The organism is Streptomyces sp. NPDC088261, from assembly GCF_044740805.1.
Taxonomy (GTDB): domain Bacteria; phylum Actinomycetota; class Actinomycetes; order Streptomycetales; family Streptomycetaceae; genus Streptomyces.
Genome location: NZ_JBIURL010000018.1, coordinates 96,357 through 116,019, shown reverse-complemented (window position 1 = coordinate 116,019; position 19,663 = coordinate 96,357). Strand labels below are relative to the sequence as shown.

Genomic DNA, 19,663 nt, shown 5'->3' with positions numbered 1-19,663 from the left:
GGGGGGCCCCCCCACACCCCCCCCCCGGCGGGGGGGCGGGCCCGGCCCCCCCCCCCCCGGCCCCCGGGGGGCCCGGGGGGGGGCCCCCCCGGCGGGGGGGGGGGCGGGGGGGGCGCCCCCCCCCCCCCACCCCACAGCTTCCGGCCTTTTCTTTCGGCGTCCCGGGGCTTGAGCCTTCCGGCGTCCCGGGCTTCAGTGCCCCCGGCGCGGGCCCGGCGGCAGGGCCGCCGGGGTGTGCCGCGCGCCCGGCTGGCGGGGGTCGCGCTGCCAGGACCCCACGTACGGCGTGTGGCCGTGACCCGTGTGGCCGTGGCCGCCGTACCCGCCGTGCGACGACGCGTGCAGTCCGGTGCCGAAGGCGGTGAAGCCCAGATTCTCCTCGTTGCTCCGGTCCCCGGGCAGCGCCCGGAAGGACCGGCGGAACTCGGAGTACAGCGCGTCGTAGATGGGCGTCGTGGAATAGCCGTCCGCGACGTCCTGCGCGGGGCGCATCGAAGGGATCTGGCTCTGGTACTGCGGGCGTGGGGGGTCGTATGCGTGCACGTAGGTGCCAACGACCCCGGTGTCGTCCGGATGCGGGGTGCCCGGCGAATTCGCCGCTCGCGGGGGTTCTGTGAGCCGTACGGCCGGGCGTGCGGCCGTCGTCACGTGCCCGCCAGCGGCATCGCGGCCGCGACCAGCCGGCCGTTGGCCGCCGCCTTCTCCAGGGCTTCGCGCAGCAGGTCCTCGCGGGGCTGCTGGCCGATGGAGCCGACCGGTGCGGCGAAGACGAGGACGGTGCTGGACCGGTTGGCGGCGGCCCGCCAGCCCTCGGTGACCTGGAGGGGCTGGTGGGCCTGCCACCAGGCGACGGAACCGCTGCCGCCGGTGCCCGGCTGGAGCACCGCGTGCAGCTGGCCCATGGCGAGCAGGACCGACCAGCCGGGCAGGAGGGTGGGCAGCGTCTCCAGGTCCGAGACGTGCCGGAAGCCCTGCTCGGCGAGGAGCGGCAGGAACTCGTCGGTGCTGCCGGCCGTACCCGGCCGGGCGATCGGGGCGGTCGGTTCGACCACCAGCGCCGGGTGCAGATCGCCCTCGATCAGCACCAGGCCGCTGGTGACACCCAGCACGGCCTGGTCGCCCTGGTCGGCGCCGGCCGCGCCGGACTGCGCCGGCTCGTTGCCGGTGATGGACCGGACGGCGCCCTGGAGCTGGTCCTCGGCGACCTGGACGACCTGGGAGGGGATGCAGGTGGCGTGGGCGAAGGCGAGGACCGCGGTCTCCTCGCCGACGAACAGCACCGTGCTGGTCCGCTCCTGTTCGGAGTCGCCAGGGGTGCGGCAGGACGTGCAGTCGTAACTGCCCGGGGAGTTGTCGCCGGCCAGCAGCCGGTCGGCTTCCTCGTCGCCGATCTCGGCGCGTACGTCCTCGCTGACATCGAGCATGCGCGGCACGGGTGGCTCCTCGAACTCGGTGCGTGGGCCGGGCTGTTCCCGGCTCGTACAGAAGACAACGGGTGAGCCGTGGCCCGGGTCACGCGGATCGGGGAACGGAAATCGAACCGTCCGGCACCGCGGCGACCGATCGGCGGGAATCAGTCACCGCGTCCAACGCCCGGCGGGGACGGGCACGTTGACCCGGGGTCCCGGGCGGGACGGTCGTCACGTCGACGGATCGATTCGGCGCAGGTGGCGACCGTGCCGTCACGGTCGACACATCGGGAAGTCGATGATCGGGGGAGGTGGCCGGAAAACGCCTGGTCCTTTCGGTCGCCGGCGCGCCGCCCGTACCGGATCGCGCGCATCTGCTCGAAATCGGCACCGAACGCTCCATTCGAGCGTCTAACCGGTCGAGCCGATACGACAGGGACGACGAGGGGGACCCACCCACGTATGCGCCTTTCCTTCCTGCTCCACAACGCCTACGCCGTCGGCGGGACGATCCGGGCGACGTTCACGCTCGCCGCCGCGCTGGCCGAGCGGCACGAGGTCGAGATCGTCTCGGTCTTCCGGCACCGGGACGAGCCGGCCCTGGGCGCGCCCGCCGGCGTCGAACTGCGGCACCTGGTCGACCTGCGGCCCGGCAGCCCCCGGTACGACGGCGAGGCCGCGGAGCACGGGCGCGCCAGGATCTTCCCGGCCGGCGACAGCAGGTACCGCCAGTACAGCGCCCTCACCGACCACCGGATCGGCGCCCACCTGCGCTCCCTGGAGGCGGACGTCGTCATCGGCACCCGCCCCGGGCTCAATGTCCACCTCGCGCGGCAGGCGCGCCGGGGCCCGGTCCGGGTCGGCCAGGAGCACCTGAGCCTCGACACCCACGCGAGCCGCCTGCGCCGCGAGATCCGCCACCGCTACCGGCTGCTCGACGCCGTCACCACCGTCACCGAGGCCGACTCCCGCGCCTACCGGACCGGGCTGCGGCTGCCCGGCGTACGGATCACGGCGATTCCCAACAGCGTGCCCGCGCCCACCGTCGCCCCCGCCGACTGCACCGGCAAATGGGTGGTCGCGGCCGGCCGGCTCACCAGGGTCAAGCGGTACGACCTGCTGGTACGGGCCTTCGCCCGGGTGGTGGACGTCCGCCCCGACTGGCGCCTGCGGATCTACGGCGGCGGCGACGCGTCCGGCGACGAGAAGGACACGCTGCGCGGGCTGGTCGAGGAGTACGGCCTGCACGAGCACGTCCTGCTGATGGGGTCCGCCACCCCGCTGGAGGCGGAGTGGGTCAAGGGGTCCGTCGCCGCCGTCACCTCCAGCCGCGAGTCCTTCGGCATGACCATCGTCGAGGCGATGCGCTGCGGCGTCCCGGTCGTCGCGACCGACTGCCCGCACGGCCCCGCCGAGATCATCGAGGACGGGGTCGACGGGCGGCTCGTGCGCAACGGGGACCTGGACGCGATCTCCGGCGCGCTCCTCGCCCTGATCCAGGACGACGCGCTGCGCGGCCGCACCGGCCGGGCCGCGCTCGCCGCCTCCGCCCGGTTCGACCCCGCGCTGATCGCCACCCGCCACGAGGCGCTCTTCACCGAGCTGGCCAAGGGCTCGCGCGGCAGGCTGCGCGACCCGCTGCACCGGGGCCGGGGCGCCGTACTGGCCCGCGCGCACAGCGCGCGCAACCTCGCCGTCGACGTGATCCGGAAGGGCAGGACCCCATGAGCGAGGACCCCAGGAGCGGGCGGAACGGACGGCGCCGGGCGGCGGAACGGATCGCCGACTGCATCGCCGACTCCGCGGGAGGCATCACCTTCGACCTCGCGGGAGCGGCCGGGCCCGCCCCGGTGCTCGTCCTGCGCCGGCGCGACGGCGCCCCCGAGGACGGCACCGACCACGAGGTACGGCTGCCGCTCACCGGAGGCGGCGGGCACGGGCCGGGGGCGGGCGCCGGGCCGGCGCTGCGGGCCGTCCTGCCCAGCACGGTGCATCTGGCCGAGGGGTACTGGGACGTCAGGACGGGGGCCGACGGCGAACACGCCGTACGCCCCGGGGTCAGGGACGTACGGGCGCTCGTGGACCGGATCCCCGGCTCCGACCGGGTCGCCGCCCGGATCCCGTACCCGACGGGCGACGGCCGGCTCGCCGTCCGCAGCTGGGTCCGCACCCCGCACGCCGAGGCCGGCGCGATCCGCTGCGAGCGGGGCGCGATGACGGTCGGGGGAGTGCTGTACGGCGCCGAGGCGCGGCCCGGCGCGGTGGCCGAGGCGCGGCTGCGCGGCGGCGGCGCGGTCCACCGGGTCCCGGTCACCGGCCGGGGGTCGTCCTTCGCCTTCACCCTCCCGTACGCCCTGCTGGCCGACGCGCCGGTCGGGCGGCGGCAGCGGTGGGACCTGTGGCTGCGGCCCGCGCCGGACGCGGACGGCGTCCGGATCTCCCGCATCCTGGACGACATCTGGGACAAGCGGAACATCCTCGTCTACCCGCGCTTCGTCCGCCGGGGCCCCGGGGCCTGGTCGGCCGCTCCCTGTTACGCGGCCGACAACGGCCTCTGCGTCCGCCTGGAGCCCGCGGCGGCCGCGCCGTAGGGCGGGTCCGCGAGCCCCGCCCCGCGGGTCTGCCCGGCGCTCACGCCGCGCTTACTTGAGAGCGAAGTGACCGAAAACGAACGGGCCGGCCGTGTCCGCCGTCGGTGGATCGTGCGAGGGAATCGTGAATTCCGCATGGTCCGACAATTCTCCGGCACTCTCGCCGGGACGGCGGCGGTGTGAATTCGGTAAGGGTGAATTTATGTGATCTTAGGGGGCGTGGAATTACTCCGGAGTGCCGAATCGGAGGGCCGAACGAGTGAAGTCGGGGCGTTGCTCCAGGAGGCGTGATCCTGTGACACAAGTGTGACGGCGGACCGGCGGGAAGGGTCCGTGTCCGGCGATTGCCCGGCTTCCTTCCTCGCCCCGGGGCGCCTACCGTGAGTGGCATGGCACCCACACCGACCCCCCAGGACCCGCCCTCCGACGACCTCGGTTCGTACGTGGGGCTCGACGCCGACGACGCCGGGAGCCGGGCCCGGCAGCGCGGCTGGACGACGGTCCGGGCGCTGCCGCCCGGCGCGATCATCACCATGGAGTACGTGGTGGGGCGCCTCAATTTCGAGGTCGAGCACAACCGGGTGGTGCGGTGCTGGCGCGGCTGAGACGCCGCACGAGCGCGGAAAAGGCCCCCGGCCTCGGCCGGGGGCCTTTCGTGTCCTCCAAGCGCCCTGAAAGCCCCTCCCGGGGCGTCCCGGTGTCCTCGGCGGCCGCTCAGCCGCCCGTCACCGGCCGCGAGCGCGGCGGACGGCGGCTGCCGGCCGGGGTGATGGGCGTACGTTCCGAGCGGACCGCGTGCGGGCGCGGCTGCGTGTGCGTCGCGGGCCGCCCGGCCGCCGTCCGCCCGGGGTGACCGGCGCCGATGGGCTCGCGCGGCGCGTCGTCGTCCTCCGGGTGTCCGCCCCGCACCGGGACGGGCCGGGGACCGCCCGCGGCGACCGGGGCCGGCGCCGCGAGCCTCCCGCGGGCGCGCAGCCGGTCCAGGACGGAGTCTCGTACGGCGAGGATCGCGCGCTCCATCCGGCCGATCATCGGCTCGCACCACGGCAGGGCGAGCAGGATCAGCAGCCCGGCCGCCCAGCCCAGCAGGACGTCGCTCAGCCAGTGCGTACCCAGGTAGACGGTGGTCGCGCCGACCCCCAGGGCCACCATGGACGACGTGATCGACAGATACCGCCTGGCCCGGGGCGTACTGGCCAGATAGGCCAGGATTCCCCAGGTCACGACGGCGTTGGCGGTGTGTCCCGAAGGAAATATATCGCCGCCCGCGAACAGCTCGGCCGAGCCGATCTGGGTCGCGTAGTGGGGGCCGAGCCGCCCGAGGCCGATCTTGACCGCCCCGACGGTGATGTTGAGCAGCAGCAGGGCGGTGCCCAGGGCCAGCAGGGGCCGCACCGTGTGCTGGCGCCAGGAGCGCCACCCGAGCCAGGCCGCGATCATCACGGCCGTGGGGCCGCGCTGCCCGAGCACCACGAAGTAGTCGAGGAAGGCGTGGAGTCCCGGCCACTGCTGGTACGGCCGGAACAGCATGACCTTCCAGTCGAGGGTCACCAGCCAGGAATCGGCGAGCACGGCGACGACGATGGCGAGATAGAACGCCAACGTTCCGCCGAGGAGAGCCTTGCGGGTGCGACTCATCCGCGGGATCTCTATCTTCGGCGGCTCCGGCTCCCGATCCAGGCGGGCAAAGATGTTGGTGCGCACGTAATCGACGTTACAGCGAGTGAGTGACCGAACAGGGCGATCAGGTCTCTTTGTGATGACGATGTGATGTGGAGTATGTCTCAGGTCACGGTTTATCCGGCCCCGTTCCCGAAATCCACGGGACTCCGAACCCTATTCACCGGCATGGCGTTCCCGGAACTGTCTTTGTGCGGAACAGAATGAGTTCACCGGGACGCCGTGTGGAATTTCCCCGCCGCTTGCGGGAGCCCCGGCCGCGACGGAGATGTCCGGTGTGGCGCACGCCACACCGGATGATCCGAACCGTGAGACCTGCACCACGTGACATGCGCGTTCCCTCGCGTACTGTGGCGGATCACCCGCGCGTCGACGCTGGGTCGCTGTGGGGTCGCCCGGTGAGGCTAGGGTCCCGGTCGGCCCTCCGAGTGCGGGGGACGCATCGGGAGGTACTCAGATGACCGGGACCACCACGGCCGCCGCACGGTCGCGCGCCGCCGTCGGCGGTGCCAACCGTTGGGTCGTCCTCGTCGTCCTCTGCGTCAGCCTCCTGCTGGTCGCGCTGGACGCGACCGTGCTGCACGTGGCCGTCCCCTCCGTCACCGCGGACCTGAACCCGAGCGGCGTCCAGCTGCTCTGGATCGTGGACGCCTACCCGCTGGTCTGCGCCGCCCTGCTGATCCTCTTCGGCACCCTCGGCGACCGCGTCGGACGCCGGCGGGTGCTGCTGCTCGGGTACGGGCTCTTCGCCGCCGCCTCCGCCGTCGCCGCCTTCGCGGGCTCGCCCGCCGTGCTGATCGGGGCGCGCGCCCTGCTCGGCGTCGGCGGCGCGATGATCATGCCGGCCACCCTGTCCATCCTCCGCGCGGTCTTCCCCGACCGGCGGGAGCGGGCGGTGGCCATCGGGGTGTGGACGGCGGTCGCCGCGGTGGGCGCCGCCGTGGGGCCCGTCCTCGGCGGCTTCCTCGTCGAGCACTTCTGGTGGGGCTCGGTCTTCCTGATCAACCTGCCGCTGCTGGCGGTCATCCTGCCGCTCGGCCGCCTCGTGCTCCCCGAGTCCAAGGGCAGCACCGACGGCCCGTGGGACGTGCTCGGCGCGCTGATGGCCGCGGCGGGGGTGCTCGGCCTGGTCTTCGGGGTGAAGCGCCTCGGCGCCGGGGAGGGCCCGCTCGGCCCCACCACCCTCGTCCCGCTCTGCGCCGGCGCCGCCCTGCTGGTCCTCTTCGTCCGGAGGCAGCGCCGCCGGGCCAACCCGCTGATCGACATGCGGATGTTCGCCAGGCCCACGTTCTCCGTCTCCATCGGCTGCATCGTCCTCGCGATGCTGGCGCTGGTCGGCCTGGAGCTGATCGCCGTCCAGTACCTCCAGCTGGTGCTGGGGCTCAGCCCGCTGGAGACCGGGCTGCGGCTGCTGCCGCTGACCTTCGCCGCGATGGCCGCGGGCGCCACGGGATCGCTCACCCTGCGCCGGATCGGGCCGCGCCGGATGGTGTCCTGGGGCTTCTCCCTCACCGCCGCCGCCGTGCTGCTGCTCGTGATGATGGGCCAGCACGACCGGCCGGGACTGCTGACCGCCGCGTTCGTCCTGCTCGGCTTCGGGGTCCAGTCCACGCTCTTCGGCGCGTACGAGTCGATGCTCAGCGAGGCCCCCGCCGACCAGGCGGGCGGGGCCGCCGCCATCGGCGAGACGTCGTACCAACTCGGCGCGGGCATGGGGATCGCCCTGCTCGGCAGTGTGATGAACGCGTCCTACGCGCCCGCGCTGGCGTCCGTGAAGGGGGTCCGCACGTCGGACTCCACGGCCGCCTCCCAGTCCCTCGGGGAGGCGTACCAGGTCGCCGACCGGCTGGGCGGACCGGCCGGGGACTCCCTGCGGAGCGCCGCCCGCCACGCGTACGTCCACGGTCTGCACGTCACGCTGCTGGTCAGCGCGGCCCTGCTGCTGCTCGGCGCGCTGGCCGCGCTGCGGCTGCCCCGGATCATGGAGTGCCCGGCGCCCGGCACCGCGGCGGGCGCACCGGAGCCGGCGGGGACCTCGACGGCTCCGGCGGCTCCGGAGGCGGCGGTACGCGAGCCGGCGGGCGTGATACCGGAACAGCGGGCGCAGGAGCGTCACGTACCTGACCTCCGCAAGGCCGCGCCCCCGGAGAAGGAGCAGCAGCCGGACCCGTCACGCCGGCGGCCCGCCCTGGTGCCCCGCGGCCCGTCCGGCTGACCGCGGCCCGCTGCCCCCTGGGGGCGTTGCGGTTGCCGCACCGGCGCCGTAACGTCTGCGCCGAGCCGTAACTAACACTGCTAGTTTGACCCGCGCCGAGCCGCCGGAGGCAGCCCCCATGCCCGTCCCTTCCTTCGACCCCGGTGATCCGCTCGGCCTCGACGACCTCCTCGGCCCGGAGGACCTGGCGATCCGGGGCACCGTCCGCGCCTGGGCGGCCGACCGGGTCCTGCCGCACATCGCCGAGTGGTACGAGAACGGCGAACTGCCCGTCCTGCGCGAACTGGCCCGGGAACTCGGCGGGCTGGGCGCGCTCGGCATGTCCCTGACCGGATACGGCTGCGCGGGCGCCACCGCCGTCCAGTACGGGCTCGCCTGCCTGGAGCTGGAGGCCGCCGACTCCGGCATCCGCTCCCTCGTCTCCGTCCAGGGCTCCCTCGCGATGTACGCGATCCACCGCTACGGCTCCGAGGAGCAGAAGCGGCGGTGGCTCCCCGGCATGGCGGCCGGCGAACTGATCGGCTGCTTCGGCCTCACCGAGCCCGACCACGGCTCCGACCCGGCGGGGATGCGCACCCGCGCCCGCCGCGACGGCACCGACTGGGTCCTCGACGGCCGCAAGATGTGGATCACCAACGGCTCGGTGGCCGATGTCGCGGTCGTCTGGGCGCAGACCACCGACCAGCCGGACGGGGTGCGGGGTTTCCTCGTACCGGCGGGCACCCCCGGATTCTCCGCCCCGGAAATCACCCGAAAGTGGTCACTGCGTGCCTCGGTCACCAGCGAACTGGTCCTCGACGGGGTGAGGCTGCCGGCCGACGCCGTCCTCCCGGAGGTCTCCGGGCTGCGCGGACCGCTCAGCTGTCTCAACCACGCGCGGTACGGAATCGTCTGGGGCGCGATGGGGGCCGCGCGGTCCAGTTTCGAGTCGGCGCTGGAGTACGCGCGGACGCGGGAGCAGTTCGGCCGGCCGATCGGCGGGTTCCAGCTCACCCAGGCCAAGCTCGCCGACATGGCCCTCGAACTCCACAAGGGCATCCTGCTCGCCCACCATCTGGGGCGGCGGATGGACGCCGGCCGGCTCCGCCCGGAGCAGGTCAGCTTCGGGAAGCTGAACAACGTCCGGGAGGCCATCGGGATCTGCCGTACCGCGCGCACGATCCTCGGCGCCAACGGGATCTCGCTCGCCTACCCGGTCATGCGGCACGCGACGAACCTGGAGTCGGTCCTCACGTACGAGGGCACGGTCGAGATGCACCAATTGGTCCTGGGCAAGGCGCTCACCGGTCTCGACGCCTTCCGGTGATCCGGGCGATTCCCGGATGAAACCGGACGGACCGGTGCGCGCCCCGCTCAGCTCTGGTTGAAGAAGCCGTCCTGCGCGCGGCCCGCGGGCTCACCGTTGACGATCTCGGTGTCGGCGGGGGTCAGCAGGAAGACCCGGGTGGCGACGCGTTCGATCGAGCCGCGCAGCCCGAAGGCCAGCCCGGCGGCGAAGTCCACGACCCGCTTGGCGTCGGAGGGCTCCATGGCGGTGAGGTTCATGATGACCGGGGTGCCGGCCCGGAAGAGCTCGCCGATGTGCCGGGCGTCCCGGAAGCCGTCCGGGGAGACCGTGGCGATCCTGCGGTCCTCGGGGGCGGCCTGGGAGGCGACCCGCGCCCGGGGGTCGGTCTGCCAGGTGTCGTCGTTCTCCGCACCCTCGGCGTACTCGTCGTCGTAGTAACGCTCGTCGTTGTCCTCGACGAGGCCCAGCCAAGCACTCGCCTTGCGCACCGATCCCATGGACGCCTCCTCTCACCGCGGTCACTAGTGGTTCCGCACTCCCTATGGTCGACCATGATGCGGATTCCGCGCCAAGGGGATAGCGGCCGCACAGGGCATTCGTGACGGTACTGGTGCAGAAGATGTGGCGGTTCGTCAAGGTTCCTCCTGCGTACGGGCCCTGACGCGGTACAAAATATGACGTTCGGGCCAGATGGGTGACGCGGGGGTCGTACGGGTGAACGGGGGAGTCGATACGATGCCCACCGCACAGACGAACGACTCCGGGGGGACCGTCGTGTTCGGAATCGTCAGACCCTGCGGGCACCGTCTCGCCGACGGCCTCAAGGCCGAGTGGACGGCCCATCTCTGCGGAATGTGCCTGGCACTTCGCTCCGACCACGGGCAGCTGTCCCGGGTCGTCACCAACTACGACGGCCTGATCGTCTCGGTCCTGACGGAGGCTCAGTCGGGACCCGGGCCCGGCCGGCGGCGCACCGCGGGCCCCTGCCCGCTGCGCGGCCTGCGGACCGCGCCGGTCGCCCGGGGGGAGGGCGCGCGCCTCGCCGCCGCCGTGTCGCTCGTCCTGGCCTCGGCGAAGGTACGGGACCACGTGGCCGACGGGGACGGGCTGTTGAAGCGCCGACCGCTGGCCGCCGCCGCGCGCAGGGTCGCCGCCGGCTGGGACCGGGCGGGCGCCCGTACCGGCGCGGAGCTGGGATTCGACACGTCCGTCCTGGTCGACGCCGTCGACCGGCAGCAGGGGATCGAGGCCCTCGCCGGTCCCGGCACCGCGCTGCCGGCCGTCACCGAGCCGACCGAGACGGCGACGGGCGCCGCCTTCGCGCACACCGCCGTGCTGGCGGGCCGGCCGGGGAATCGCGCGCCGCTGACCGAGGCGGGACGGCTCTTCGGACGGCTCGCGCACCTGCTGGACGCCGTGGAGGACCAGGAGGCCGACGCCGCGTCGGGAGCCTGGAACCCGCTCACCGCGACCGGCACGCCCCGGGCGGAGGCCCGGCGGCTCGCCGACGACGCCGTGCACGGCATCCGTCTCGCACTGCGGGACGCGGAGTTCACCGACGGCCGGCTCGCGCACGTGCTGCTCGCCCACGAACTGCGGGTGTCGGTGGACCGGGCGTTCGGCACGACGGCGTGCGCGCACCCGGGGCACGGCGGCGCGCCGGCCGGACACCTGCCGGGCACACCCCCGCAGGCACCCGGGGCGCCGGGCGTGCCGGGAGCGCCCCAGGGGCCGCACCCCGAGCCGCCCCGGCCGGGCTCACGCGGATTCCTGGCCGGCTGCGCGGCCTTCGCCGCGCTGTGCTGTACGTGTCGGATGTGCTGCGCGGAGAGCTACGAGGGCCCGTGGTCGGGGAAGCAGCGGGAGGGCTGCTGCCACAAGTGCGACTGCGACGGGAACTGCTGTGACTGTGACGGCGGTTGCTGTGACTGCTGCGGATGCTGCGACTGCAGCTGCTGACAGGGCGCGAGGGGGATGACGCGTGGAGCGCCGCATGTGAAGGCACGCGGGAGACGGCGGATGAGCGCCGGTGGTACGGAGGCCGTGCAGGGCGTCAGCTCAACAGGACGAGGACCACACTCGACCGAAGTCGATGTGGGAGCGGGTGACCAGCCACTGCTGCGCATACATGTGCCAAGTGGAACAGGCATCCGTTTCCCCGTCAACCGAGCACCCCGGTACGCCCGGAGTATGGACAAGCTTGACAGCGGACGGTACGGACCGCTTAGCCTCTGAGCCACAAGCGGATCGTGCTGAGGGGCTCGGTCCGCCCGCGTTTTCACGTGAAGGCACATCCCGTGTTCGATCTCTGTATCCACGGAGCCTTCGCATGCCTGTGTCCTCGGAGCCCACCCGTACCCCTGTCCCTACGCGCCTCACCCGGTCCGTCGTCGTGGTCGGCGCGGGCCCGCGCGGCACGGGATTCCTGGAACGGTTCGCCGCCAACGCGCCCGCCCTGTACGACGGCCGGCCCCTCGCCATCCACCTGGTCGACCCGTTCCCGCCGGGCGGTGGCCGGATATGGCGCCGCGCGCAGTCGCCGCTCCTCTGGATGAACTCCATGGCCGAGGACGTCACCATGTTCACCGACGACTCCGTCCGGCTCGGCGGACCCGTCACCGAGGGGCCCGCGCTCCACGACTGGGCGCGGGACGTCGCGGAGGGCAGGGCCGGCCTCTCCGGGGAGACCGCGCGCGCCGATCCGGGACTGCGCGCCGAGATAGTCGCCCTGAGCGGCCAGGCCTTTCCCAGCAGGCGGGTGCAGAGCGCCTATCTGAGCTGGGTGTACGAGCGGACCGTGGCCGCCCTGCCGCCCGGCGTCACCCTGCACCGGCACCCGACCCGCGCCCTGCGCGTCAGCGGACCGCGCGGCGGGCGACAGCGCGTCTGGCTGGAGGACCGTACGGAACCCCTGCTCGCCGACCTGGTGGTCCTGACGCTCGGTCACCTCGACGCGGAACCGGAGCCCGAGCACGTGGAGCTGGCGGGGTTCGCCCGGCGGCACGGGCTGACGCACGTCCCGCCCGACTTCACCGCCGACAGCGACCTGTCGGCCCTGCCCGCCGGTGAGCCCCTGATCGTGCGCGGCTTCGGCCTCGCCTTCGTGGACCTCATGGTGCTGCTCACCGAGGGCCGGGGCGGGCGCTACTCGGTGGCGCCCGGAGAACCGGCGGAGGGCGTCGGCGAGGAGCTGGTCTACCACCCGTCCGGGCGGGAGCCGGTGCTGTACGTCGGATCGCGGCGCGGGGTCCCGTACCACTCCAAGATCGGCTACGGCCTGACCGGCGAGAGACCGCCGCTGCCCCGCTTCCTCGGTCCCGAGCAGATCGACGCACTGCTCCGCGGGCCCCGGCCGCTCGACTTCCGGCGCGACGTCCGGCCCCTGGTCGACAAGGAGCTGGGCTTCGCCCACTACCACCGCCTCTTCACCGCCCATCCCGGGCGCACCCGCATGGCCTGGACGGACTTCGAGGAGAAGTACGCCGCCGCCGCGCCCGGCAGCCCGGAGCTGGACGCGCTCACCGCCGCCGCCGTGCCCGACCCCGCCGACCGGCTCGACCTCGGCCTGCTCGACCGTCCGCTGACCGGCGTGCGCTTCGCCTCGCCCGAGGCGCTCCAGGACGGCCTGCGCGCCTACATCACCGCCGACCTCACCCGCAGACACGACCCGGCCCACAGCGCCGACCTCGCCGTCTTCCTCGGACTCCTCTCCGTCTACGGGCAGTTGACCCGGCTCGGCGACCTCGGCGACCTGGGCGGCCAGTGGCACGGCTTCTTCAGCTACCTCGCCTCGGGACCGCCGGGACCCCGGCTGCGCCAGCTCCTCGCCCTGTCCCGGGCCGGGATCGTCCGCTTCCTCGGCGCCGACACGACGGTCGAGGCCGACGAGCGGACCGGACTCTTCCGGGCGGGGAGCCCGTCCCTGCCGGGGCATCACGTCGAAGCGCGCGCCCTGGTCGAGGCCCGGCTCCCCGACCCGTCGCCGGAGCGCACCCGCAGCCCGCTGCTGCGCGCGCTGTACGAGGAGGGCGCCGCCGCCACCTCCGCCGGGCTCGTCCGGGTCGACCCCGACGACGGGCGGCTGGTCGAGCGCGACGGGCGCCCGCATCCGCGCCGCTTCGCCCTCGGCCCGTACACCACCGCCCGGTCCAGTGGCGCCTTCACCCGGCCCCGGACCGGCGGCCCCGCCTTCCGGCAGAACGACGACGTGGCACGGGCCGTCCTGACCTTCCTCCGGGATCCCGCCGATCACCTGGATCCTGCCAACCTCCCGGACCCCGGAGACTTCCCGGACCCAGCAGACCAACCGGACCCAGCAGACCATCCGGACCCCGCAGACCGTCCGGATCCCGCAGACCGTCCGGACCCTGCCGACCGTCCGGACCCCGCCGACCACCGGGACCTCGCCGACACGCCCTAGGACGTGCGCGTGTGGTGTTCCGACTCCTGAACCGAAGCTGAGAGGCCCGACCTTGTCCGCCACCCGACCCCTGCATCTCGCCGCCGAGATCGGCGGTCCGCCGCGGTACGACGCCGCCGACTACGTCGCCCTCGCCCGGCTCGCCGAGCGGGGCGCCCTCGACTTCGTCACCCTCCAGGACTCGTTCACCCGGCCGGGACTCGACGCGCTCGCCGTCCTGTCCCGGGTCGCCCCGGCCACCGAGCGGATCGGGCTGGTCGCGACGGTCACCACCACCCACACCGAGCCGTTCCACGTCTCCTCCGCCGTGGCCACCCTGGACTGGGTGAGCCGCGGCCGGGCCGGCTGGGTGGTCGACGTGTCGACCACCCCGGCGCAGGCCCGGCTCTTCGGCCGCCGCCACGCGGCGCCCGCCGAGGCCGTGTGGCGGGAGGCGGGCGAGGTCGCCGAGGTGGCGGCGCGGCTGTGGGACAGCCGCGAGGACGACGCCTGCGTCCACGACACGTCGACAGGGCGCTTCATCGACCGCGCCACGCTCCACCCTGTCGACTTCGAGGGGACGACGTTCAGGGTCCGTGGCCCGGCGACCGTGCCGAGGCCCCCGCAGGGCCACCCCGTCACCGTCGTGGACGCGGCCGGCGAGCACAGCGAGGACATCGCGGCCCGCCACGCGGACGTCGTCCTCGTCAGGGCCACCCGCCCGGAGGAGGCGGCGGGGATCCGCGAGCGGCTTCGCGCCCGCGCCGCCGCCCACGGCCGGCGGCCCGACGCCCTGCGGGTGCTCGCGGCGCTCACGGTCGACCTCGGGGACGGCGAACGCCCGGCGGAACCGGGGCTGGAGCGCGCGCCCCGTACCACCGGCGGCGCCGGCGGACCGTACTACCGGGGCGGCCCCGTCGACCTCGCCGAGCTGATCGCCGCCTGGCACCGGGGCGGCGCCGTGGACGGCTTCCACGTCGCGCCCGCCGAACCGGCCCGCGACCTGGAACGGCTGGTCAACGGTACGGTCGCGCTGCTCCAGCACCGCAGCCGGTTCCGCACCTTCTACCCGGGCGGCACGCTGCGCGAGCACCTGGGCCTGACCCGGCCCGCCAACCGGTACACCCACGCCGGGGGAGCCTCATGACCGCCGGCCGCAGTACAACGGACCGCGGTGCTTCCGGCCGCGCTGCCGCCGGCCGCGAGGGCGACGGCCGCAGGACCCTCCACCTCGCCGCCCGCTTCCCCGGCGCCGACAGCACCACCGTCCGGGCCGGCTCCCGTACCGGGTCGCCGATCGAGTTCTCCTCCTTCGAGCGGCTGGCCCGTACCGCCGAGCGCGGCCTGTTCGACTTCCTGCTCCTCGCCGACGAGCCGCGGCCGTACGAGCAGCAAGGACCGGTCCACGACCCGGACCTCGCCGGCCGGCCCGAATCGATCACCGTGCTCAACGCCCTCGCCGCCGTCACCGACCGGCTCGGCCTCGCCGCCACCGCAAACGCCGCCTTCTACGAGCCGTTCGAACTGGCCCGCAGGCTCGCCACCCTCGACCGCCTCAGCGAGGGCCGCGCCGCCTGGCACGTGGTGACCTCCTGCGACGCCGTCACCGGGCAGAACTTCCGGCGCGGCGGCTACCTCGACCGCGCCGACCGCCACACCAGGGCCGCCGAGTTCGTCGCCACCGCCCGCGAACTCTGGGACTCCTGGACCCCGGCCGCGCCCGGCGCCCCGTACGGCGTCCCGCGCCCCTTCGCGCACACCGGCCGACACTTCGCGATCGAGGGCGAGTTCACCGTCCCCCGCTCCCCGCAGGGCCACCCCGTCGTCATCCAGGCCGGTGACTCCGAGGAGGGCAGGGAGTTCGCCGCCTCGGCCGCCGACGTCGTCCTCGGCCGCCACACCACCCCGGAGGCGGGCCGGGCCTTCTACGCCGACGTCAAGGCCCGGCTGGCGCGGTACGGCAGACGGCCCGGCGACCTGAAGATCATGCCGGGCGTGACCTACGTCCTCGGCGACACCGACGCCGAGGCCCAGGAGCGCGCCGCCGGGATCCGGCGGCAGCAGGTCTCCCCGCGCGACGCCCTCCTCGCCCTGGAACGCGTCTGGGGCCGCGACCTCTCCGCGTACGACCCCGACGGGCCGCTCCCGGACGCCGACCCCGACCCCGCCGCCGTCACCGGCCGGGGCGGGACGGCGGACGGCGGCCCGCTCGCGGTCGCCGCGCGCTGGCGCGCCCTGTCCGAGGCCAAGGGACTGTCCATCCGGGACACCGTGGTCGAGACCACCGCCCGGCAGTCCTTCATCGGCACCCCCCTGACCGTCGCCGAGGCGCTCGACACCTTGGTGCGGCAGGAGGCGGCGGACGGTTTCCTCCTCGTCCCCCCTCCCGTCCCCGGCGGCCTGGACGACTTCGTCGACCGGGTCGTACCGCTGCTCCAGGAACGCGGTGTCTTCCGTACGGAGTACGCGGGGACCACGTTGCGGTCCCATCTGGGGCTTCCCGACCCCGTCTGGAAAGGCTGATCAGCATGACCACCGACACCTCCGGCGCACCCGGCACGGCGACCGGCACCGACCCGGCCGAGGAGTGGAGGCGCTGGCACGAACAGCGCGTCTTCGCCGTCTCCGCGCCCTACGGCCCGCTCTCCCTCACCGGCACCCACTGGCTCACCGACTTCCCCGGGGGCCGCCTGCCCGCCGTACCGGGTGAGTGGCGCGCGGACGGCGACGAGGTGGTGCTCACCGCCGGGGACGGCGACGGCCTCACCGCCGACGGCGTACCGCTCACCGGGGAGATCCGGCTGACGGCCGACACGGGGGCCTTCGAGGACAGCAGGATCGCGGCCGGGTCACGCCGGCTCGTCGTGCTGCGCCGCGAAGGACTGTGGGCGGTACGCGACATCGACCCCGGATCCCCGGCCCGGCGGTCGTTCCTGGGCATCGAGGCGGCCCCGTACGACGGCGACTGGGCGCTGACCGGGCACTTCCGGCCGTACGAGAGCCGTACGATCCTGCTCCCGAACGCGGACGGACGCGAACGGGACTTCACGCTCGGCGGTGAGATCTCCTTCTCCGTGGACGGTACGGACCACACCCTCCAGGCCGCCGTGGAGCCCGACGGCTCCCTGTGGGTCGTCTTCGCCGACACGACCAGCGGGGTGGACAGCTTCGGGTTCCGCTTCCTGCGGCCGCCGGCCCCGGACGCGGACGGCACGGTGAGCGTCGACCTCAACCGGGCGGTGCTGCCGCCGTGCGCCTTCGCGGACCACTTCCTCTGCCCGTTCCCGCCGCCCGGTAACCGGCTCCCGATCGCCGTCCCGGCCGGCGAACGGCGGCTCGTGACCGGCTGATCCGGCACTTCCTGCCCTCCGGCACCGCCCGTCGCGGCGGCCCTGAGGGCGCCCTTGCGCCGGGGAGCCGACGGCCTCAATACTCCCCAACAGCGCCGGGCCGTCTCTTCCGGATCCTGCCTGACCCGCACGATCCGGAAGAGGCGGCCTTGCCGGGAGACGCCTGTCCGGGATGCGGACGGCCGCCCGGCTGCGCCTCACGGGCCGGGCACCCCACCGCCGGGCCCCCGATTCCCCCGGAGGAACGACACGTGAGGATCAAGCGCACCAACCCCCCAGGCCCGAGGGCGAACAGGACCCGGCTGGTGGCCGTCGCCACCGGACTCGTGGCCGCCGCCGCGCTCGCGATCCCGGCCGCCGGGGCGAGCGCACAGGACCGGTCCACCGCCTTCGGCGCCCAGCAGCTCGCCGCGGCGAGCGACGCCGTCCTCGCCGCCGACGTGCCGGGCACCGCCTGGTACACGGACCGGGCCACCGGCGAACTGGTCGTCACGGCCGACCGTACGGTCTCCGCGACCGAGATCGCCTCGATCCGGCGCGCGGCCGGGGCCAACGCCGGCGCCCTGCGCGTCGAACGCACCCCGGGCACGCTGTCCCGCCTCATATCCGGCGGCGACGCCGTCTACGCCCCCGGCCGGCGCTGCACCGTGGGATTCAACGTCCGCAGCGGCTCCACCTACTACTTCCTGACGGCGGGTCACTGCACGGAGGGCTCCCCGCCCTGGTACGCGGACCCGGCGCAGACCATCAGCATCGGCCCCACGGTCGGCACCAGCTTCCCGGGCAACGACTTCGGCCTCGTCCGGTACGACAACCCCGCCGTGCCCCACCCGGGCACGGTCGGCGCCGTCGACATCACCGGCGCGGCCAACGCCACGGTCGGCATGCAGGTCACCCGCATGGGCTCCACCACCGGAGTCCACAGCGGTACGGTCACCGCCCTCAACGCCACGGTCAACTACGGCGGAGGCGACGTCGTCTCCGGCCTCATCCGTACCACCGTCTGCGCGGAACCGGGCGACAGCGGCGGCCCGCTCCACTCGGCCGGCCGGGCCATCGGCCTGACGTCGGGCGGCAACGGCAACTGCGCCTCCGGCGGCACCACGTACTTCCAGCCGGTCACGGAGGCGCTGAGCGTCTACGGCGTCAGCGTCTACTGACGCGGCCGCGGCGCCCGGTGAGCCCCTGTCCCGGCCGGACGGGGGCTCGCCTCTGCGAGAATGCCGGGTGGTCGGTGGTACGGAACGGGGGGCCGCGGGCAGTGGAACGCATCGGAGTGACCGGTCACCGGGACATCCCCGCGGCGGCCAGGGCACACATCAGGGCCGCCATCCTGGCCGTGCTCCGCGCCCAGCCGGGCGCGCTGGAGGCGCTCTCCAGCCTGGCGGCGGGCGCGGACCAGCTCTTCGCGGACCTCGCGCTCGACCGGGGCGCGGAACTGACCGTCGTCATCCCCAGCGGGGACTACGAGGACGGCTTCGACGACCCCGAGGAACTGGCCCGCTACCGGCACCTCAAGGACCGGGCCACCCTGGAGGTCAGGATGGCGTTCCCGCACTCCACGGACGAGGCCTACTACGCGGCGGGCGCGTACATCGCCGACCACTGCGACCGGCTGCTGGCGGTGTGGGACGGCCGCCCGGCCCGCGGCCTCGGCGGGACGGGCGACATCGTGCGGTACGCGCGTGAGCGGGGGAAGCCGGTGACGGTGATCTGGTGCGAAGGGGTGGAGCGGGCCTGACGGTTCGCGCCCTCGGCCGCCCCCCGAGCGCCCACCTCTTCGACGCCCCCACCCCGTCGACGCCCGCGCCTCAACTCCGGTGCCGTGCCAGCCAGTCCGTGTGCTGCGGCGAGACGATCCGCTCGGTCTCGTACACGGCGTTCGCCCACTGCGCCTCGGTGACCATCGTCGCCATCGCGGTGTGCATCGCCGCCAGATCGTCCTCCACCAACGAGTGCGCGGAGATGAGCGGTTGATGGCGCCGTATCTCGTTCCACGCCAGGCAGGCCGCCGCGGACGCCGACAACAGCCCCAGCACGGCGGACGATCCGGTGACGGAGAACGTACGCAGCACGGCGAGGAGGAGCGCCAGCAGGGTGAGGAGGGTGATGGTCACCCCCCAGAGAGTGGTGGCGTGACGGGAGATCACCGTGCGCCGGTGATACCAGTTGCGCTGCTCGATGAGCCGGTCCCTGACGTAGGTCTCCTTGCGGGCGCTGAACGCCTTGTCACGCAGCATCTGCATGGGGGGAGTGATGAGCCGGGCCGCCCCCGCCGGGGCTGCGTCCCCGTCCCGCGGGTCCTCCCAGCCGACCTTCTTGAGTTCCCGCAGGCCCGCCTCCATCCGGGTGGTGAAGAGCCCGGCCGGATCCTCGGCCCCGGAATCGAAGGGGGCTCCGTGCACCGCGTACCGCCAGGACATCGACTTGATGAACTCGGCGGCGGAGCGGTTGAGTTGCCAATGCGACTTTGCTCGGTGTCCCGCGGACCTGAGGGTGAACAGGAGTACGCCCGCGTACGCCAACGCGCTGAGCGCGCCCACGAGTTGGAACGAGCCCCCGAGCTTCCCCTCCCACGGCAGCGCGGCCAGCGCGGCGGCCAGGACCAGGAGCACCAGCTGGCTGCGGTTGGCGTTCACGGCCTGCCGCTGGCGCCTGATGGCGATCGCGTCCGCGTGGTGGAAGAGAACCGGCAGATCAGCGTTTCGGAAGACCATACTGTGCAGTGGTC

Annotated in this window: 17 protein-coding genes; 12 read left to right on the top strand and 5 right to left on the bottom strand. The window is 74.0% G+C overall.

The genetic code is table 11. The features are described 5' to 3' along the window. Positions 1–192 precede the first annotated feature (192 nt). Both ACIODU_RS28445 and ACIODU_RS28440 read right to left on the bottom strand, forming a co-directional pair. Entirely contained in the window at positions 193–543 is a 351-nt protein-coding gene (locus tag ACIODU_RS28445) for a hypothetical protein (protein WP_401771016.1), read from the bottom strand. Positions 544–644: 101 nt separating this feature from the next. Continuing rightward, a complete protein-coding gene (locus ACIODU_RS28440; protein WP_356431759.1) occupies positions 645–1,433 on the bottom strand; it encodes a hypothetical protein in 789 nt (262 codons plus the stop codon). A 438-nt stretch (positions 1,434–1,871) separates the two neighbouring features. On the opposite strand from ACIODU_RS28440, the gene ACIODU_RS28435 reads away from it, so the two are divergent. From ACIODU_RS28435 to ACIODU_RS28425, 3 genes are all read left to right on the top strand, one after another. After that, positions 1,872–3,137, top strand: a complete 1,266-nt coding sequence (locus tag ACIODU_RS28435; protein ID WP_401771014.1) for a glycosyltransferase — start codon at positions 1,872–1,874, stop codon at positions 3,135–3,137. Then, positions 3,134–4,000 (top strand): hypothetical protein, encoded by an 867-nt coding sequence (locus ACIODU_RS28430; RefSeq protein ID WP_401771011.1) that lies wholly within the window; start codon positions 3,134–3,136, stop codon positions 3,998–4,000. The genes ACIODU_RS28435 and ACIODU_RS28430 overlap by 4 nt, the downstream gene beginning before the upstream one ends. A 389-nt stretch (positions 4,001–4,389) precedes the next feature. Beyond that, complete coding sequence (locus ACIODU_RS28425) at positions 4,390–4,605, top strand: I78 family peptidase inhibitor (protein ID WP_356431754.1); 216 nt, start codon at positions 4,390–4,392, stop codon at positions 4,603–4,605. Between the two features lie 109 nt (positions 4,606–4,714). Here ACIODU_RS28425 and ACIODU_RS28420 read toward each other — a convergent pair whose 3' ends face one another. Next, positions 4,715–5,704 (bottom strand): phosphatase PAP2 family protein, encoded by a 990-nt coding sequence (locus ACIODU_RS28420; protein WP_356431752.1) that lies wholly within the window; start codon positions 5,702–5,704, stop codon positions 4,715–4,717. A 433-nt stretch (positions 5,705–6,137) separates the two neighbouring features. Between ACIODU_RS28420 and ACIODU_RS28415 the strand changes: the two genes are divergently transcribed. Then, the gene (locus ACIODU_RS28415; RefSeq protein WP_401771008.1) at positions 6,138–7,895 is read left to right on the top strand and encodes an MFS transporter; all 1,758 of its coding nucleotides are present in this window, start codon (positions 6,138–6,140) and stop codon (positions 7,893–7,895) included. A gap of 118 nt (positions 7,896–8,013) precedes the next feature. Further along, the gene (locus ACIODU_RS28410; RefSeq protein ID WP_401771005.1) at positions 8,014–9,201 is read left to right on the top strand and encodes an acyl-CoA dehydrogenase family protein; all 1,188 of its coding nucleotides are present in this window, start codon (positions 8,014–8,016) and stop codon (positions 9,199–9,201) included. Positions 9,202–9,248: 47 nt separating this feature from the next. Here the strand turns inward: ACIODU_RS28410 and ACIODU_RS28405 are convergent, their stop codons facing one another. Continuing rightward, entirely contained in the window at positions 9,249–9,680 is a 432-nt protein-coding gene (locus ACIODU_RS28405) for a cell division protein SepF (protein WP_356431747.1), read from the bottom strand. A 238-nt stretch (positions 9,681–9,918) separates the two neighbouring features. Between ACIODU_RS28405 and ACIODU_RS28400 the strand changes: the two genes are divergently transcribed. The 7 genes from ACIODU_RS28400 (at position 9,919) to ACIODU_RS28370 (ending at position 18,673) form a co-directional block, all read left to right on the top strand. Continuing rightward, complete coding sequence (locus ACIODU_RS28400; RefSeq protein ID WP_401771002.1) at positions 9,919–11,142, top strand: DUF5685 family protein; 1,224 nt, start codon at positions 9,919–9,921, stop codon at positions 11,140–11,142. Between the two features lie 370 nt (positions 11,143–11,512). Then, complete coding sequence (locus ACIODU_RS28395) at positions 11,513–13,603, top strand: FAD/NAD(P)-binding protein (protein ID WP_401771000.1); 2,091 nt, start codon at positions 11,513–11,515, stop codon at positions 13,601–13,603. A gap of 52 nt (positions 13,604–13,655) precedes the next feature. Beyond that, positions 13,656–14,729, top strand: a complete 1,074-nt coding sequence (locus ACIODU_RS28390; protein ID WP_401770998.1) for an LLM class flavin-dependent oxidoreductase — start codon at positions 13,656–13,658, stop codon at positions 14,727–14,729. Next, a complete protein-coding gene (locus tag ACIODU_RS28385) occupies positions 14,726–16,105 on the top strand; it encodes an NtaA/DmoA family FMN-dependent monooxygenase (RefSeq protein WP_401770995.1) in 1,380 nt (459 codons plus the stop codon). The genes ACIODU_RS28390 and ACIODU_RS28385 overlap by 4 nt, the downstream gene beginning before the upstream one ends. A 5-nt stretch (positions 16,106–16,110) precedes the next feature. After that, a complete protein-coding gene (locus tag ACIODU_RS28380; RefSeq protein ID WP_401770992.1) occupies positions 16,111–16,932 on the top strand; it encodes a DUF1684 domain-containing protein in 822 nt (273 codons plus the stop codon). 251 nt (positions 16,933–17,183) lie between these two features. Continuing rightward, positions 17,184–18,092, top strand: a complete 909-nt coding sequence (locus ACIODU_RS28375; RefSeq protein ID WP_356431735.1) for a S1 family peptidase — start codon at positions 17,184–17,186, stop codon at positions 18,090–18,092. Between the two features lie 101 nt (positions 18,093–18,193). Next, complete coding sequence (locus ACIODU_RS28370; RefSeq protein WP_401770988.1) at positions 18,194–18,673, top strand: hypothetical protein; 480 nt, start codon at positions 18,194–18,196, stop codon at positions 18,671–18,673. Positions 18,674–18,743: 70 nt separating this feature from the next. Here ACIODU_RS28370 and ACIODU_RS28365 read toward each other — a convergent pair whose 3' ends face one another. After that, on the bottom strand, positions 18,744–19,649 hold the full coding sequence (locus tag ACIODU_RS28365) for a DUF4231 domain-containing protein (protein ID WP_401770986.1): 906 nt from the start codon (positions 19,647–19,649) through the stop codon (positions 18,744–18,746). Positions 19,650–19,663 lie beyond the last annotated feature (14 nt).